Annotated in this window: 10 protein-coding genes and 1 pseudogene; 9 read left to right on the top strand and 2 right to left on the bottom strand. The window is 31.3% G+C overall.

The genetic code is table 11. The features are described 5' to 3' along the window. Positions 1 to 3,653, bottom strand: a pseudogene (locus I3217_RS13555) (hypothetical protein); the annotation flags it as partial. A gap of 844 nt (positions 3,654 to 4,497) precedes the next feature. On the opposite strand from I3217_RS13555, the gene I3217_RS13560 reads away from it, so the two are divergent. The 9 genes from I3217_RS13560 to I3217_RS13600 all read left to right on the top strand — a co-directional run bounded on the left by I3217_RS13560 (position 4,498) and on the right by I3217_RS13600 (position 16,466). Further along, positions 4,498 to 5,490: a glycosyltransferase gene (locus I3217_RS13560; protein WP_435050312.1), complete on the top strand. Its 993-nt coding sequence runs from the start codon at positions 4,498 to 4,500 to the stop codon at positions 5,488 to 5,490. After that, on the top strand, positions 5,483 to 7,015 hold the full coding sequence (locus I3217_RS13565; RefSeq protein WP_435050313.1) for a lipopolysaccharide biosynthesis protein: 1,533 nt from the start codon (positions 5,483 to 5,485) through the stop codon (positions 7,013 to 7,015). The genes I3217_RS13560 and I3217_RS13565 overlap by 8 nt, the downstream gene beginning before the upstream one ends. Further along, positions 7,012 to 8,100 (top strand): glycosyltransferase family 4 protein, encoded by a 1,089-nt coding sequence (locus I3217_RS13570; RefSeq protein ID WP_435050314.1) that lies wholly within the window; start codon positions 7,012 to 7,014, stop codon positions 8,098 to 8,100. Before I3217_RS13565 ends, I3217_RS13570 begins: the two co-directional genes overlap by 4 nt. Before the next feature lie 5 nt (positions 8,101 to 8,105). Beyond that, a complete protein-coding gene (locus I3217_RS13575; protein WP_435050315.1) occupies positions 8,106 to 9,320 on the top strand; it encodes an O-antigen ligase family protein in 1,215 nt (404 codons plus the stop codon). Positions 9,321 to 9,333: 13 nt separating this feature from the next. After that, positions 9,334 to 10,851 (top strand): DUF2264 domain-containing protein, encoded by a 1,518-nt coding sequence (locus I3217_RS13580; protein WP_435050316.1) that lies wholly within the window; start codon positions 9,334 to 9,336, stop codon positions 10,849 to 10,851. A 321-nt stretch (positions 10,852 to 11,172) separates the two neighbouring features. Next, positions 11,173 to 12,276: a glycosyltransferase gene (locus I3217_RS13585; protein ID WP_435050317.1), complete on the top strand. Its 1,104-nt coding sequence runs from the start codon at positions 11,173 to 11,175 to the stop codon at positions 12,274 to 12,276. Then, entirely contained in the window at positions 12,266 to 13,414 is a 1,149-nt protein-coding gene (locus I3217_RS13590; RefSeq protein ID WP_435050318.1) for a glycosyltransferase, read from the top strand. The genes I3217_RS13585 and I3217_RS13590 overlap by 11 nt, the downstream gene beginning before the upstream one ends. 5 nt (positions 13,415 to 13,419) lie before the next feature. Further along, positions 13,420 to 15,321, top strand: coding sequence for an asparagine synthase (glutamine-hydrolyzing) (gene asnB, locus I3217_RS13595; RefSeq protein WP_435050319.1), 1,902 nt, complete (start codon positions 13,420 to 13,422; stop codon positions 15,319 to 15,321). A gap of 8 nt (positions 15,322 to 15,329) precedes the next feature. Continuing rightward, positions 15,330 to 16,466 carry a glycosyltransferase family 4 protein gene (locus tag I3217_RS13600; RefSeq protein ID WP_435050320.1) on the top strand — a complete coding sequence of 379 codons (1,137 nt, stop codon included), beginning with the start codon at positions 15,330 to 15,332 and terminating at the stop codon, positions 16,464 to 16,466. Positions 16,467 to 16,503: 37 nt separating this feature from the next. Here I3217_RS13600 and I3217_RS13605 read toward each other — a convergent pair whose 3' ends face one another. Then, a complete protein-coding gene (locus I3217_RS13605; protein WP_435050321.1) occupies positions 16,504 to 18,078 on the bottom strand; it encodes an FAD/NAD(P)-binding protein in 1,575 nt (524 codons plus the stop codon). Positions 18,079 to 18,187: the final 109 nt, after the last annotated feature.

An 18,187-nucleotide genomic window follows, 5' to 3' on the forward strand; every position in this document is an offset into this window, starting at 1 on the left:
ATAGTCTGATTGGTTCCTGCATCGGCCACTGGTAAGGCAGTTACGTTTACTGTTACAGCATCAGTTGCACTTACATCACCTTCGGAAACTGTTACTGTATACGTCGTCGTTTCTGATGGACTTACCGTGATACTTTCTGTCGTTTCTCCGTTGCTCCAAACATATGCTGAACCTCCAGTCGCTGTTAAGGTTACGCTCTCGCCTGCACAGATCGTCTGATCGGCTCCGGCATCGGCTTCTACTTCTACTGTTGGGATGTTTACTGTTACTCTTACCTGAGCACTATCCGAACAACCACCGTCATTGAATACTTCAACGGTATAGGTTCTGGTTTGATTTGGTGTTACTGTGATACTGGCTGTAGTCTCACCTGTGTTCCACTTATAAGATGTTCCTCCGGTTGCGGTTAAGGTTACGCTCTCACCTTGTTCTATGGTCTGATTGGTTCCTGCATCGGCCACTGGTAAAGCGGTTACATTTACTGTTACATCATCCGTTGCACTGACATCACCTTCGGAAACTGTTACTGTATACGTCGTTGTTTCTGATGGACTTACCGTGATACTTTCTGTTGTTTCTCCGTTGCTCCAAACATAAGCTGAACCTCCGGTTGCGGTTAAAGTCACGCTCTCGCCTGCACAGATCGTCTGATCGTCTCCGGCATCGGCTTCAACTTCTACTGTTGGGATATTTACTGTTACTCTTACCTGAGCACTATCCGAACAACCGCCGTCATTGAATACTTCAACGGTATAAGTTCTTGTCTGATTTGGTGTTACCGTAATACTGGCTGTAGTCTCGCCTGTGTTCCACTTATAAGATGTTCCTCCGGTTGCGGTTAAGGTTACACTCTCGCCTTGTTCTATAGTCTGATTGGTTCCTGCATCGGCCACTGGTAAGGCAGTTACGTTTACTGTTACAGCATCAGTTGCACTTACATCACCTTCGGAAACTGTTACTGTATAAGTCGTCGTTTCTGATGGGCTTACTGTGATACTTTCCGTGGTTTCTCCGTTGCTCCAAACATAGTCTGAACCTCCGCTTGCGGTTAGTGTCACGCTCTCGCCTGCACAGATCGTCTGATCGGCTCCGGCATCGGCTTCTACTTCTACTGTTGGGATGTTTACTGTTACTCTTACCTGAGCTGTATCTGAACAACCGCCGTCATTGAATACTTCAACGGTATACGTTCTGGTCTGATTTGGTGTTACTGTGATACTGGCTGTAGTCTCGCCTGTATTCCACTTATAAGATGTTCCTCCTGTTGCCGTTAAGGTTACGCTCTCACCTTGCTCTATGGTCTGATTGGTTCCGGCATCGGCTACTGGTAAGGCGGTTACAATTACTGTTACAGCATCCGTTGCACTTACATCCCCTTCAGAAACTGTTACTGTATACGTCGTCGTTTCTGATGGACTTACCGTGATACTTTCTGTCGTTTCTCCGTTGCTCCAAACATAAGCTGAACCTCCGCTTGCGCTTAGTGTCACACTCTCGCCTGCACAGATCGTCTGATCGTCTCCGGCATCAGCTTCAACTTCTACTGTTGGGATATTTACTGTTACTCTTACCTGAGCCTGATAATCACACCCATTGTGAGATACATTTACTGTATATGTAGTAGTTTGAGATGGGGAAACGGTAATTTCGCGCGTAGTTTCCCCTGTACTCCATTTAAAGGATCCCGTTCCGGATACTGACAAGCTTGTGCTTTCTCCTAAATCTATGGTAACATCACTGCCGGCGTTTATCGTTTGCCTGGGAGACACGGTGACGACGACTTCATCGGAATCTGAACATGATCCGTTTGTCCCCGTAACCGTATATGTTGTAGTTTCAGTTGGGTTTACTGTTATGGATTTTGTGGTTGCTCCTGTACTCCACTTATAACTTGAAGCGTTTCCTGTTGCCGTTAATACTACCGAAGCATCTTCACAGGTGGTAACATTATCTCCCGCATTTACCTGAGGAGCTTCATTAACAGTAACTGTAACTTCATCAGTATCTGAGTTTCCTGAACTGTCTTTACCTGTTACTGTATAAGTTGTAGTTTCAGTTGGTGTTACAGTTATACTTTGGGTTGTTGCACCCGTGCTCCACTCATAAGTAGCAGTTCCGCTAGCTTTTAAAGTCACACTTTCTCCAACACATATAGATTGATCTTCTCCGGCGTTTACCGTTACTGAAGGGGTAGTTGTAGATGTATTACCGTCAACACCGTTTAAAAATTCTTCCAAATCAGTATATCCATCTCCATCATAATCTCCTTTGCCATCACGACTTAAATCTCCAAATGTATTTCTTTCCCATTCATCTGCCATACCATCCTTGTCCGTATCATAATTTGATGGACGAGACTTCGATGAAAACGAGGGTACAATATACTCACTTGTACTTAATCTATTTGTATATTTTCCATTTCTAACATTACCTAGCCATTCACTATCTAAAACATCAACGTTACTACTTTTTGACCCATCAGCATTTAAACGAGCATTACAACCGACATCCATTTTTACATCATTAAATGCAGCATCTGATGACTGAATGTTTATTTTAGCTCCTAATAAACTAAATTGACTGCTTTTAAAATAATTTGAAGGTAACTGTTCTCCTCTAGCATACCCTCCTGATTCCAAGAAAAACTTCCAAGACAATTTATTATTTGAATTCATTTCAGACACACTATTCGTTAAAGGAGACTGAGTATTTTTAGCTACATATTTATTTCCTGATGTATAAATTTGCGGAACAATTCCACTTTTATACGAAAAACACTGAAGCCTTGTATCCTGAATTCCTTGTTGCCCGTAATCATAGTAATTATTTATATGATTAAGTTTAAAATTTCCATTTCCCCTAACTAATCTATTGGTTACAGTCCAAGCTACGTTGTTTATAATTTCAAAGTTAGCATTATCCCCTGCAATATTTGGGAAACGATGAGAGCCATTATACCATAAATTATTTAAAATTGAAATGTTACCTACATTAGTTACAGTCCCCGATTCACCTCCAAAAATTGAACCATTTTTACTTTCTGCAAATAAAGACCTTTGAACTGTAATATTATTTACAGTACTCCCCGCTTCAGTGGAGTACCAACTCGCAGTTTCATCTGCTCCAAAGGCAAAAGAACAATGGTCGAATATTAAATTAGTCATATTTGATACCGCAGAGAAACTATCATCTCCATAATCAATTCCACCTTTAAATCTTATATGCCTTACAATTATATTGCTAACCCCACTGAAATGAACCTTACTCCCATCTATAGTAATTCCTCCTTCTGGAGCTGTTTGCCCTGCTATAGTAATGTTTTTACCGCTACTTGATCCTAAAGTTAATCTTGATGACAATTTAATTACTCCACTAACATCAAATACTATAGTTCTTGGAACACTATAATCAGTAAGTGCAGATCTTAAAGACCCTGTACCACTATCATTTAAATTTGTTACATGTACAACTAAACCACCACGGCCACCAGAAGTATAGGCACCGGCTCCGTAAGCGGTAGGAAATGCTTTTGTTTGCGCATTAACAATTGTGGTAAACGATAAAATAACTACTAAAAAAAGGGAAACTTTTTTTAATTTATTCCATAAAAGAGAGGCGCCTGTTGAAAAACAGGTAGGTAATAAATAGCTCATTTCTAACAGATTTGGGGTTTGTTATTTTAAACTTTTCTAAAAATAACTGATTAATATTTTTGCGTTTCTATAATTTTAATTAAATCGACGAACAACATACTAATTGTAAGAAAAAACATATTTAATTTACATTTTGTAATACTTTATACTCACTTCGTCGACAAAATCTTTTTATTCAAAAAGAAATTCGAGGTATATACGCAAAGGTTTTAGCTTTGGATTTTTGCCTAAATGTTAAAAGACTAATTTTAAAAAGTTTAAGCTTTAATACACCTATTATTTTAAATCCTGCTCTCAAAACAAACAAGTCAAAAAAAGTGTACAAACAACACTTAAAACCCTGATAAACAAAACAATAATTAAAACACATTTCATTTAAATTCCATCTTGTAAAATTATACCGATTATGTAACAGAAGGCATAACAATAATTTCAACAAAATCAAGATGTAAGAATTACACATCAAATATTAACACAATTATTTCTTACATTCTTGAAAAAGAACTTAAAAACCTTGAAGCATACCAGATATTTTAACAAAAAAAGAGACCTTTTTTATAACGAGCTTCGATAGATCTAAAACTTAAAAATCTCAGAACGTAATTAGGGTTAGATTTTAAATAGTTAAAAATTAATTTCGTTATCTCATTTTAGGTTGATGCTCTCTTTTCTTAATTAAAATTAAGCTCCTTTTATCCTTATTTTTTTTCAAAAAAACTTTATAAGACTTTATAAATCTGTCCTAATTTCTTCACTTTATTTTTTTATATTTATACATATAATCTTTTGCTATTGAATACTTAAGCCCTTAAAACAAGAACTTCATTCTAAACTCTACTTTTATTTGAACCACCTAATAAGCATAGTTGTCCCCGTTTATAATGTTGAATTATACATTGAAAAGTGTATCAATTCAATTATAACTCAAACGCATCAAAATTTAGAAATTATTCTTATTGATGACGGCTCTACAGACAACAGTGGGTACCTTTGTGATTTACTTGAAAAAAAAGATAAACGAATAAAAGTTTACCATATACCTAATGGAGGTTCCAGTATTGCCAGAAACTTTGGATTACAAAAATGTCAAGGTGATTATATTGGTTTTGTTGACAGTGACGATTGGATAAGACCAAATATGTTTGAAGTGCTATTAAAATTTTCCATTGATAATAATTTAAATGTGGTAGAATGCAGCTCTATAGACTCCCGGATGGAACATAAAACCGATTTTAATAAAGATATTTCTAATTGCTCCAAAATAGAAAATAGGAAAACTGCCTTAAAACGTATATTGGAATACAGACGGTTTGCTGTATGGAGAAGGATTTATCACCATTCAATTGTAAAAGACAGATTTTTTATTGAACATATACTTCATCAGGACGTATACTATACTCTTGATATAATAAACGAATCTCCTAAAATAGGTTTCATTGATTTTCCTTTTTATATCTACAATAGAGAAAATACAGATAGTGTAATAAGAAGTAATTACTCAATAAAAAAACTTAATTCTATAAATGCAGGCGCTTATGTTTTAGAAAACACCAAACAATATGATTCCGAAATAAAATCTTTAGCCAAAATTTATCTTTTTAACTTTCTAATATATCATTATAACTCTCTTTTTATGTTTAATGAATTAGACCCTCATTTTTTTCAACGATCAAAAATAAGGCAAATTTTCAAAACCAATTTAAGTCTAAGAACCCTCAATTTTTATAGGTTAATGGTCATCTTTTTACCTCCTAAGATATACGAAAAATTTCTTGCTTTAAATAAGACACGAATTCGTACTCAAGTTAAATTTTTGAAACAGTTAAAAAATGTCTAGAGTAAAAAACGCTATAAAAAACATAAAATTTAGTTTGTTTTTTTACATCCTATTTTTGCTTGTACAGTTCCTGTCTCGGAAAATATTTCTTGAAAATTTAGGAGATGAATTTATGGGGTTAACAGGTACGCTGCAAAGCTTTCTTAAATTTTTAAATTTGGCAGAATTGGGAATAGGAACAGCTGTAGGTTTTAGCTTATACAAGCCTATTTTAGAAAACAATACATCCAAAATAAATGAATTAATTAATCTATTCGGGTATTTATATAAAAAAATTGGTTTTGTAATTATAGGTGCGGGTTTTATATTATCATTATTTTTTCCACTTATTTTCAATACGATATCCTTTTCTTTAATCATAGTTTATTTCGCCTTTTACTCTTTTCTTCTGGGCTCCTGTTTTAATTTTTTTTTTAACTATCATATTTTTTTACTCGAAGCAGACCAAAAGAATTATATAATTACTTCTTATTCGCAAACCTTAAATTTAATTAAGATAATTATACAATGTTTTCTTGTTGTATACTTTAGAAACGTTTATTTATGGATTGCATTAGAATTATCCTATTTCATAATATTCAGTATTTTATTAAGATATAGAGTAGCCAAAGAATATCCTTGGTTAGGATTAAAAAATACAGCTACTAAAAGCATACTAAAAACACATCCCGAATTAATAAAAAAAATCAAACAAATTTCCATTCACAAATTTGGCGCCTTTGTTACCAATGGGACTGATCAAATTTTAGTTTTTGCCTTTATTAGTATAGAAACTGTTGCTTTTTTTGGCAATTACCAATTAATTTTCAATAAACTATTACAACTAATAAACACCTCATTTGCAGGAACAGGTGCTGGTATCGGTAATTTAGTTGCTGAAAACAATAAAATCCAAATTAAAAAAGTTTTCTGGGAAATGATGGCTTTAAGATTTTACATTGCCGGGATTATTTTTATTGTACTTCAATTTTTGGTTGAACCTTTTATTTCATTATGGTTAGGAGATAAATATATTTTAGAACGGAATGTATTATTCCTATTCTTATTAAACACTTTTATTATGCAAATAAGGGTTCCTGTAGATCATTTTAAAGATGCATATGGGCTATTTCAAGACGTATGGGCCCCAGTTATACAAAGTATTATAAATTTAGTTTCATCTATAATTTTATTACAATACTTTGGCCTGGCAGGAATTTTAATGGGTACGCTTACAGCCTTTTCCTTAATTATTCTTATTTGGCGCCCCTATTATTTATATAAGTTTGGTTTTAAAGAAACGATATGGGCATATTGGAAAGAGTTTGTAAAATTAACCCTTACTTTAACCCTTTCATATTTTATAAGCCAATTCTGCTTTAAGTTTATAAATATGTCGTCTCAAAATAATTTCTTTGAGCTTGTTTTATTAGGGACAAAAGTTTGTGTTATCACCTTTATTATTTATACTCCACTAATATATATATCGAATCAAGGATTCAGAAATGTTTCCAAACGCCTCGTTAACCTTTTAACTAAAAAATGATGAAAATACATTTTATTATTTCAACTTTAAAGGGAGGTGGAGCCGAAAGAGTTCTTTCAATTCTTGCTTCAGAATTTGCAAAAATTAACACCTATGAAATTAATGTTATTACATTAAATGAACATAAAGACTTTTACACACTTCACCCCTCTGTAAAAAGGATTTCGATGGACTTTGGTAAAATCCCTAATCACACCGTAAAAGCTTTTTTTAACCTTTCAAAGTATTATTCAAATAAAAAAAACCGACCGGACCTTATTATTTCATTTATGACGTTAATAAATTTAATTACAATACCTATCGCTAAATTCTATTCTATTCCAATAATTGCGGAAGAACACAATAGTCATTTACGGTCCTTCAAAAATCGTGAATTCTTAAGTAAATTGACAAAAAAACACCTATATAAACGTGCGAACTTCCTAACGGTACTTACAAAATTTGATGTCCCTTATTATACCAATTTTGGAGCAAATGTTGTAGTCATGCCAAATCCCTGTAGTTTTCCTCCAATAAAAGCACAAGAAGCTATGGATAGAGATAAAACCATTCTTGCTGTTGGAAACTTAGACAGATATCACCATAAAGGGTTCGATAATCTCATTAAATTTATAGAACCAATTTTAAAATCAAATCCAGAATGGCAATTAAAAATAGTAGGTTCCGGCACTAATGGGTTAACAATTTTAACTGCATTAGTACAAGAACATGAATTATCCAATCAAATCACTTTTACTGGATTTATTTCCGATATATCCAAACTTATGCAATCCTCTTCTATTTTTATTTTATCTTCAAGATTTGAAGGCTTACCCATGGTGCTTTTAGAAGCCATGTCTCAAGGTATGGCTTGCATTGCATACGATTGTAAAACGGGACCATCTGACATTATTACACATAAATACAATGGTATTTTAATATCAAATCAGAACGCAAGTGAAATGCAAAAGGAATTACAAAACTTAATTGATAATAAAAATCTAAGGCTTACAATTGGTTGCAATGGATTAAAATCCTTGAAAAAATATCATATAAATACAATAATTAAAAATTACGAGGAGCTTTTCAATAAAATCCTTAATTAAATACCATGAAGAATAAGTTAATATTTGTTTGCTTTATTTGGCCTTTAATTTGTAGTTGTCTAAACATTCAAAGATTAACTTCTGCATTTATTTCTATTGGATTCTCTCAATTTATAGCCTATACAAATTTAATCTTAATTATATTAGGTTTCTTTTTTATAATTAAAGATCGTGGAGAACTTTCGAAAACTGCCGGTCTTTGGTTTTATTTTTACTTATTATACTACTGTCTAGGTATTATTGCCTCTGGTATTTATGGCTTCGAAAACCCTGAAGTATCATTATTAGCATCTTTAGTGCCTCTGATATATTTTATAGGATTTTATTTCTTTCTAAGCAACCAGGTTTATTTCAGTTTATTTACAAAAGTAATAACCATTTCTTATGTTCTATCTTCCTTTATTACCATCTTGCTTTTTAAAATAAATTACGATTTTGACAAAGGTGGGTTTTATTTATACAAATTAGATCGCGCAGGAGGAGCTTTTGCCGATGCAAACAATGCTTCTTTTGTAAGTATACTCGCTTTTCTATTCTTCCAAAAATTTTATGTCGCAAAAAATACAATTCAAAAGATTTTTAAAATAAGTATACTTTTAGTTATTTTTTACAGCATATTCATAACCCTATCTACGACAGGCCTATTCATTTTTGTTTTGGTATTTATCCTAACAAATTATAAACTCCTTAAGGGCTTTAGAGTTTTGTTGTTTTCAGCCATAGTTGTGCTTTTCTATTTTGGCCTTTTTTTACTAAAGGATAATTACAATCAACTAAACCTATCTGATAATCAAATAAAAAAAGTTGATAACATTGTAAATGTTTTAACATTAAACACGGATAAAATAGATAGTTCAGAGCGAGGAGAACTAGTTCAAAATCTACTTTATTATGTAAATCAAAAACCATTATTAGGGAATGGTATTGGTTTTTCATCATTTATGCGTGGGCACAATACTTACATAGGAGTTTGGGGGGATGCAGGAATAATTACATTTCTATTTTTCTTATTTATGTTGATTATATACCTAGTAAAAACATTACTGTTAAAAAATCACATTAAATTCTTCTGTTTATCCCTATTAACAACAATTTATGTTTTTATGCTAACCCTTCAAACAGTAATAAATCAATCTTATGTAATTGTTGTATTTGCTTTTTTAGGATATATAATAGATAAAAGGGAATTATTAGAAAGTAAAATACAGGTTAATAAATAAAAATAGAATAAAAATGGTAACTCCTCAATCATTAAATAATCCAAGAAGATATTATATCTTATCCATTTTAGCTCTATTATTATCATTAGGAGTTGTCAGTTATATTTATAATAAGTTACAAGAAATACAAATTCCTGGTTGGTCTGAAAATATTCAGGCATTTCCTAATTCAACTTATTACGACAAAGAAATCAAAACTAGTTTCACAAAAGAATTAAACACTCCTATTATAGAAAAATATAATCAATTATTTAAATATTTTGCTCGTGGCGCTTATAATTATAAATCAAAATCTAATGCGCTTATATATTATCCTGGTGCTATAAGTTCTAGAGGAAGAACAACAAATGCTATTGAGGGTTTTGCTAGATTTTTTCCTTTAGCAGCTTCATGGTTATATTCTGAAAACCCTCGTAATATACAATTTAAAACTAGTTCCTATAACCTTATAACATTATTAAAGGCAGGAATATTAGCAGGAACTAATAGGAATCACCCTGAATATTGGGGAGATATTCAGGACAAAGACCAACGTGTAGTTGAAGCTGCTGACATTGCCTTAGGCTTATGGTTAAGTAAATCTTTCATTTGGGAGGAATTTACTTTAAGTGAAAAAAAGCAAATTTACTCTTGGTTGGAACAAGCTATAAATAAAGAAATTGTTGACAATAACTGGAATTTATTTCCTATTATAATTATCAAATCATTAGAAGCATTGGGTTTTAAAAATGACCAAAATTCTCATCATATTAATTCCTTATATAATTCTTATAAAAAAAAACATTATTTAGGAGATGGCTGGTTTGATGACCCCCCTAAAGGGATTGATTATTATAATGCTTGGTCTATACATTACACTTTATTCTGGATAGATCAAATTGACCCGAACTTCGATCATAATTTTATAAAAACAAGTCTATCAGATTTTTTAAAATTTTATAAATATCTTTTCAGTGAGAATGGTTTCCCTATTATGGGTAGAAGCGTTTGTTACCGCATGGCGGCACCTTCACCTATAATTGCCGGGGCTATTTTATTACCCAACGAAATTTCTCCTGGTTTTGCATTAAATACACTAGATGCGACATGGTCATTTTTTATTGCCAAAAATGCACTCAAAAACGGGAAAGTTACCCAAGGTTATTTTGAAGACGACTTAAGTCTTTTGGACTCTTACTCTGGTGCTGGAAGCTGCTTATGGTCTTTACGCTCACTAGTTTTGGCTTTTTATGCGGACAAACACATTAGCCTTTTTAATTCAGAAAAGGAATTACTTCCTGTACAAATATCTGATTTCGTCGTCAACAATAAAACTATAGGTTGGAATATTAGTGGAAATAAGTCTAATCAAAAAATCACTTTAAAAATTCAAAAAAATTTCGAAAACCCTGATTACACAATACTACCCTATGGATTAATTAATAGTATAAAAGAAAAAATATTTAAAAGGCCTTTCCGACCAAATAACAGCAATGCACTTTATAAAAATTACATTTACACAACTGATGTTGAATTTCTAAATAAACCATAAAAGCAATAAAAATTATCGATAATTCATATTATTTCTCCGTGATATAATTTATTTAGACACACTACAACTCGTTTAAATTCAGTTTTTTCATTCTCTTATAGCATTTTAAAAATATAATTCTCAACATCCTATAAACTATTAAATGATGATTAATCCTAACCTTACTGATTATAGCTTTAATTGAACCATTTAAAGATTTTATTTGATTATTACATTTATATGAAACATCTTTAAATGAATTATTTAGAGGATAATTTTACACATTATTACCAATATTTTTTCGCCCCGATATTTAACTGTAAATATTTAAACCGAAAGTAAATGGCAACTTTAAAGAAAATAAAATTAATTTTTATTCTTCCCGATTTAAAGTCTGGTGGTGCAGAAAGAGTTATGTCTTTTATTGCCAATAATATTTCCAAAGAAAAATTTGAAACATCGCTTTGGCTAGCCGGCTCAGATAAATTAACAGCCTATACAATCAACTCTATCGACATAAAATATTTTAACAAAAAAAGGGTATTACATGCTATCCCAAATTTTTTCTTTTCCCTTTTAAAAACAAAACCAGATATTGTTATCGGCTCTATTGCTCATGTAAACACCGCTATAGCATTGCTTTCCCTTCTATTTCCTAAAACAAAATTTATTGGTCGTGAAGCGAACGTCATGAGTGTCGTTAAAAATTATAAACCAACAAAAGCCAGAATGGGAAAACTTATTCCTATAACTTATAGTTACAAGTTTTTAGATTTAATTTTATGCCAATCTCAAGACATGTATCTTGACATGAAGTCCACATTTAATTTTCCGAGCAATAAATTAAGAATAATTAATAACCCTATAACTGACAATTTTAATTTAAAACCTGAAAAAATCAAATTAAATGCACCGGTTCAATTTATTACAGTTGCTCAATTAAAAAAGCAAAAAGGGCACAAGCGTATAATAAAAACACTAGCTAAATTAAACCTGAATTACCATTATACTATTATTGGCAAAGGACCGGAAGAGGACGAAATTTATAAAATGATTAAAACCTTTGATTTAGATGATAAAATAACACATATTCCATTTACAAAAGAAGTTAATAAGTTCCTTGCAAATAGCGATTTCTTTTTGCAAGGGTCATATGTAGAAGGGTTCCCAAATTGTCTCATTGAAAGCTGTGCTGTAGGTACTCCTGTTTTAGCTTATAAAGCCCCAGGCGGATTGGATGAAATTATAGAAGAAGGAATAAATGGCCTAATTGCAACTAATGATGATGAATATTTACAGAATATAATAAAGGCCATTAAAGAAATTAAATGGGAGTCTAAAAAGATTAGAGAATCTGTCTATAAAAAATTCAATAAAGAACATATACTTAAACAATACGAAGATTTATTCTTAGAAGTTTATAATATTAATAAAATTGAGTACTAACAAACCTAATATAAGTATTTTAAGCATTACCCTTGGAAGTGGTGGCGCAGAAAAAGTCATTAGTCTATTACTAAAAGAATTGACTAAAGACTATAATGTTACTCTTGTATTATTTTACAATTTGATTCACTTTCCAATTCCAAAAGGCGTTAAGGTTCATTACTTATCGAATACAACTCCTGAGCGGCCTTTTTATTTAAAATTAGCAGACTTAATACGCTTTACCAAAGCTTATAACTCATTTTTAAAAACTAATAATATTACCATTTCAGTATCCTTCCTCGCCTTTCCAAATTTTGTAAATGGAATTGTTCGTAGTCGAAATAAAAAAGTAAAAACAATTATTAGTGAACGAGGATTTCCTTCAGATAATACTTCCAGCAAATTATCTCTTTATATTTCAAAGATCTTCTATCCTATTTATTACAATAAATGCGATAAATTATTTTCTAATTCAGTTTATATCAATCAGGATTTAAAGAACAACTTTAAAGTTACAATTCCGATGGATGTTATTTATAATCCTATTGAACTACCTGAAAGCACCATAACACCTGAAAGCCTTATTAAGAATTTCGATGTTCTTAAAATAATTACCGCAGGTACATTAAACAAAAGAAAAAACCAAATCATGATTTTTCGTGCTTTACAGAATTCCGAAAACAATTATAACCTCACTGTACTAGGAGATGGACCTCTTAAAGGTTTTTTAAAAAAATCCATAAAAGACTATAAATTAAAAAATAGAGTAAATCTAGTTGGTAGAGTTAAAAACGTAAACCAAAGCTTTATTTCAAACCATTGCTTTGTTTTATCTTCATTTACCGAAGGCTTCCCAAATGCCCTCTTAGAAGCTATGGCTGTTGGTTTACCCTGTATTTCCACAAATTGTTTGTCGGGACCTTTAGAACTACTAAACGCCAATGAAATTCTGAATATCGAAAAAGGGACTTTTTACAAAGCTAAATATGGGTTACTTATTAATAACAACGATCATATAGGATTAAAAAAAGCATTAGACTTTTTAAAGCACAATCCTTCCGAAAGAGTAAACTATAGTAAATTAAGCTTACAAAGAGCTAAAGAATATGAACTTAAAAGTATTTATTCTAAATTCTATCAATTTATAAACAATTAAAGCTTATGTGTGGAATTAATGGAATTATTATAAAGGACGACACAAAAGAAAGAGATATAAAAGCCATTCTTTCTAAAATGAATAATTTAATTATTCACAGAGGCCCAGATGAAGATGGTTTTTTTATAGAGAGTAACAATTCCTGCTCTATAGGAATGGCTATGCGTCGTCTATCTATTATCGATTTAACATCTGGAAAACAGCCTATATATACAGATGATAAACAAATTGTAATCATTTTTAATGGAGAAATTTATAATTATAGAGTCCTAAAATCTAAACTGGAATCTGAAGGAATTAAATTTAAGACCACTAGTGATACGGAGGTTATTTTAAAACTATACGAAAAATATGGAGTAGAATCCTTTCAATGGCTGGATGGTATGTTTGCGTTTAGTATTTACGATAAAATTCAAAATAAAGTATTTATAGCCAGAGATTATTTTGGGGAAAAGCCTTTATATTATACACAAACCGAAACTCAATTCATTTGGGCATCAGAATTAAAGTCAATTATTAACACATTGGACTACTCCCCTAGTATTTCAAAATCAGGATTAAATCTCTACTTTCGTCTTACCTATATCCCTGCACCACATACTATCTATGAAAATATCTATAAACTGGAAGCTAATCATTATATCTCCTACAATTTAATTACAAATAGCTTAGAAATCCATAAAATTAACGAGTCAGCTAAAGCAAAAAAACAAGACATTTCTTTTGCTGCAGCAAAAGCGAAAACAAAAGAGTTGGTTTATAACAGTGTTACCTCCAGATCTATTTCTGATGTGGCCTTGGGTACATTTTTATCAGGAGGTGTTGACTCTTCCATAATTTCACTATGTTTATCACAGGAATCAGATAAGAAAATTGAGACTTTTTCAATTGGATTTAAAAAAGCGACTTACGACGAAACAGATAAATCCAGAGTAATTGCCAAACTTATTAATAGTAACCATCACGAATTCATAATAGATGAAGACGATTTAAAAGATAACATTCACGATATATTAATTAATTTCGATGAACCGTTTTCAGATACAGCATCACTTCCAACCTATCTACTATCCCAAAAAACAAGGCAACATGTAACTGTGGCGCTCACTGGAGACGGTGGCGATGAAGTTTTTGGTGGATACAACAAGTATTACATAGGTAAAATGAATGAAAAATATACCAGAATAATACCAAAAACAATACATAGCTCTGTTCATTTCTGGAGTAAAAAGCTATTAATTAATAAAGATGATAGTAGAGGTAAAAAATTTAAAATCAAAAAATTACTTAATGCTATAAATTATAATGGTAACTTTTATTGGGACATTATTTCCTTAGCGAATACCAAGATTGAATTAACAGAATTATTAAAACCTGAGTTTTTAATTGAGGACATATTTGAAGAGTATAAAAACACTTTAAATATGGAAAAAGCAGAATCTTTAACAGATTTTAGACAAGTAGATAAAATTTTAAGTTTAGAAGGAGGTATGCTCCCTAAAGTAGATCGAACAAGTATGATGAACTCTCTGGAATGTAGAGCTCCCTTTTTAAATAAAGACATTTGGGATTTTACAAATTCTTTACCAGAAAATTATTTAATGCATGGCTGGAACAAAAAATACATTTTAAAAGAAAGTTTTAAAGATCAGTTCCCAGAAAATTTCTTAGAAAAAAGCAAAAGCGGGTTTGGATCTCCTACTGGCGACTGGTTAAGACAGAGCTTGCGCAAAGAACTGGAACATTATATTGAACCTGAGCTACTGAAAAGCCAAAATATATTCAACATAGAAGCCATTACAACATTAGTACGAAACCATTTGGACGGAAAAAAAGACAGCACCTTCAGAGTCTGGTCTTTCTACTGTTTTCAAAAATGGTACACATTTAATTATCTTAAAGATTAAAGGACTAAATGAAATCAAAACGCATACTTATTATTGCTTCGCATCCCGGATCACTAACTCACTTTAGAGGAGATTTTATTTTCAGTTTAATAAAAAAAGGATACTCTGTTTTTACTGCATCACCCTGTAATACGGATGAAATTAAAGATCGATTAAAAAAAATGGGAGCCACTCCTCTGGAATTCAATTTACAACGAACAGGCATAAATCCATTAAAGGATATAAAAGCAATAAAGGAATTACAACAAATATTAAAAGAGAGACAAATTGACCTCGTATTTCCATATACTGTAAAGCCAGTTATTTATGGGTCTTTAGCGGCTAACAGTCTTAACATCCCAGTAATTTCTCTTATAACCGGCTTAGGTTTTACTTTCTCAGGATTGACCCAAAAAGCTAAAATATTACAACGCCTTAATGAAATTTTATATAAAATTTCTATCAGAAAAAATAAAGTAATTGTGTTTCAAAACAAAGATGATTATCAATTATTCTTAGACCGCAATATTTTAACTTCTAAAAATAAGGTAGCCTTTGTAAGTGGTTCTGGTGTCAATTTAAATAAATATAAATATCGAATAAATAACAACGTGATAGATTCTGTTCGGTTTTTATTTGTAGCCCGGTTAATTAAGGAAAAAGGAATAGATCTTTATTTAGCGGCAGCTGAAGCTTTAAAAAACAAATATCCTAAAACCGAATTTCACGTAATTGGTATCCCGGAAACCTCTCCAACAGCAATTAGTATTTCTAAACTTAATGAATTACATGACAAAAACATTATAATATATCACGGTAAACAAAGCAATGTCGCAGAACATTTGCACAATACAGATGTTTTTGTATTACCCACTTATTATCGAGAAGGAATACCTAGATCTATTTTAGAAGCACTCTCTGTAGGCTTACCTATTATAACTACCAATACTCCAGGGTGCAAAGAAACCGTTATAACCGATAAAAACGGTATTTTAATTTCTCCTCAAAATTATAATGAACTCAAGGAGGCTTTAGAATACTTTATTCTTAACAAGGAAAAAATTAAGAATATGGGGATTAATAGTAGAAAATATGCCGAAGATAAATTTGATGTAAACATTATTAATAATGAATTAATACACCTAATCAATGACACTCTTAATTAAATTATAGCATAAGTTAACTTTTTTATGAAGCAGAAATCTATTCTACACGATTACTAACACCCTTTTGATTTTGTACTAAAACGCGACTTAACAAGTTTGAGGTCCAAATTATACGTCCACAATGCTCTAAATGCCAAAGGGCTTTACCATCAATTACATTTCCAGCTAAAAGAGGTCCCATAACATATAGATTCCTTGAAGCTTCAAAATTATTCGTCTTTATTCCTATTTTAGACAAGTTTATTTGTATGTAATTTTTGTCTTTAAGATTCTTTAATAAAGGTGGTAATGTTGAATCTTCAAAATTAATGCTTCCCATACAATTAATAAGTATATCAAATTCTATAGGATACAAATGCTCCTTTTTTAAAGAATCTTCATATACAAGTTTAATTCGTCCTTTTTCTGTTTTCCTAATTTCAGAAAACCGACCAGTTAAATGTGTAAACTTATTGGATTGTTTTAATTCATCCACAACACTAGTATAATGTCCTCCTGCACAACGTTGATGTTTACCAATTTCATTACCGTATTTACATGCAAAATTTTCAAGTTCTATCTCATCTAATTTATCCAGTAAGAATTTAAAAGAATCTGATATAACTCCAACAGTGCTTGCTACTCCAAGCCCCATAGTTTGGGCTTTCTTTATATCTTTAATAGCTGCTTCTCTAATATCTATTGCTTCTATTTGTTTTTTTTTCTGAAGCGCTAATAAATTTGAAGGATTGTATTCATTTTTGATATTTGAATTAATATTTGATTCTGGTAATACCCCGTTAGTAGAAAGCATAACATAATTATTTATTGATTGCCTAGATAAAACACTACTATTCAACTTATACACCGCCTCGAGACCACTGGCATTGGCTCCTATTACTAAAACATTTGTTTCTTTGTCCTTTCTCCTTTTTTTAATAAAATCTTCTATCTTATTAATATTCTCATCTACACCGGGACTATACAAATCATTTATTAGTAACATATCCGAGCTTTCGGAACCAAACTCTATTTCACAGATTTTTTTATAAGGCAGCGAACCAACACATAAAACTGTACTTCTTGCTTGAATAATCTCTCCTGAATCTAAGATCAAATGAGAAATATCTTCTGAATTCTCGTAATCAATGACTTCTGAAGTAATAAAGTTTAGATTTATAATATTACCACTAATTGCCTTTTCTATTGCTTTATTTAAGATTTCTGAGATATAATTTCCAAAAAATGTTCTGGGAACGAACAAATCATCCCATTTATTTTGATTTATTTCATTTTTATTTGCTTCAAACCATCTTTTTGCTTCTCTTCCCCCTTTATCTAAAAAATTTGAAATTAACGATTCCTTATTATCCTTAATCCAGAGAATAAAAGATTTACGCTCGTCTTCAGGTAAAAAGCTTTTTAATGAATTAATAAGTAATACAGTATCTCCTGATCGTTTACCGTATGGTATACCTTTAAAAAAATCGCCGTATTTATCTATTAAGGTAATTTTCAAATTAGGTGAATTACAATCAGAAGACAAGGTTTTAATTATATGTAAAAGAGTAAAACCAGATGCAATTCCTGATCCTACAAATACTATATCTGACACTTCCTTTACACCTTGCATACAAAACTGATTTTCAATTCATTAAACAAAAAAAATAAGTCTGAATATAAAAAAACAGTTTTTAATGATAAATTATATTAGTTAAAAGGAGGAAATTCGAAGATAAAAC

Source organism: Formosa sp. S-31, from assembly GCF_051172795.1.
In the GTDB taxonomy this organism is placed as follows: domain Bacteria; phylum Bacteroidota; class Bacteroidia; order Flavobacteriales; family Flavobacteriaceae; genus Formosa.

Bases quoted from the DNA above. Each gene is read 5' to 3' on its own strand.
- I3217_RS13565 (WP_435050313.1), top strand. From the start codon at position 5,483: ATGTCTAGAGTAAAAAACGCTATAAAAAACATAAAATTTAGTTTGTTT.
- I3217_RS13570 (WP_435050314.1), top strand. From the start codon at position 7,012: ATGATGAAAATACATTTTATTATTTCAACTTTAAAGGGAGGTGGAGCC.
- I3217_RS13575 (WP_435050315.1), top strand. From the start codon at position 8,106: ATGAAGAATAAGTTAATATTTGTTTGCTTTATTTGGCCTTTAATTTGT.
- I3217_RS13580 (WP_435050316.1), top strand. From the start codon at position 9,334: ATGGTAACTCCTCAATCATTAAATAATCCAAGAAGATATTATATCTTA.
- I3217_RS13585 (WP_435050317.1), top strand. From the start codon at position 11,173: ATGGCAACTTTAAAGAAAATAAAATTAATTTTTATTCTTCCCGATTTA.
- asnB (WP_435050319.1), top strand. From the start codon at position 13,420: ATGTGTGGAATTAATGGAATTATTATAAAGGACGACACAAAAGAAAGA.
- I3217_RS13600 (WP_435050320.1), top strand. From the start codon at position 15,330: ATGAAATCAAAACGCATACTTATTATTGCTTCGCATCCCGGATCACTA.
- I3217_RS13605 (WP_435050321.1), bottom strand. From the start codon at position 18,078: ATGCAAGGTGTAAAGGAAGTGTCAGATATAGTATTTGTAGGATCAGGA.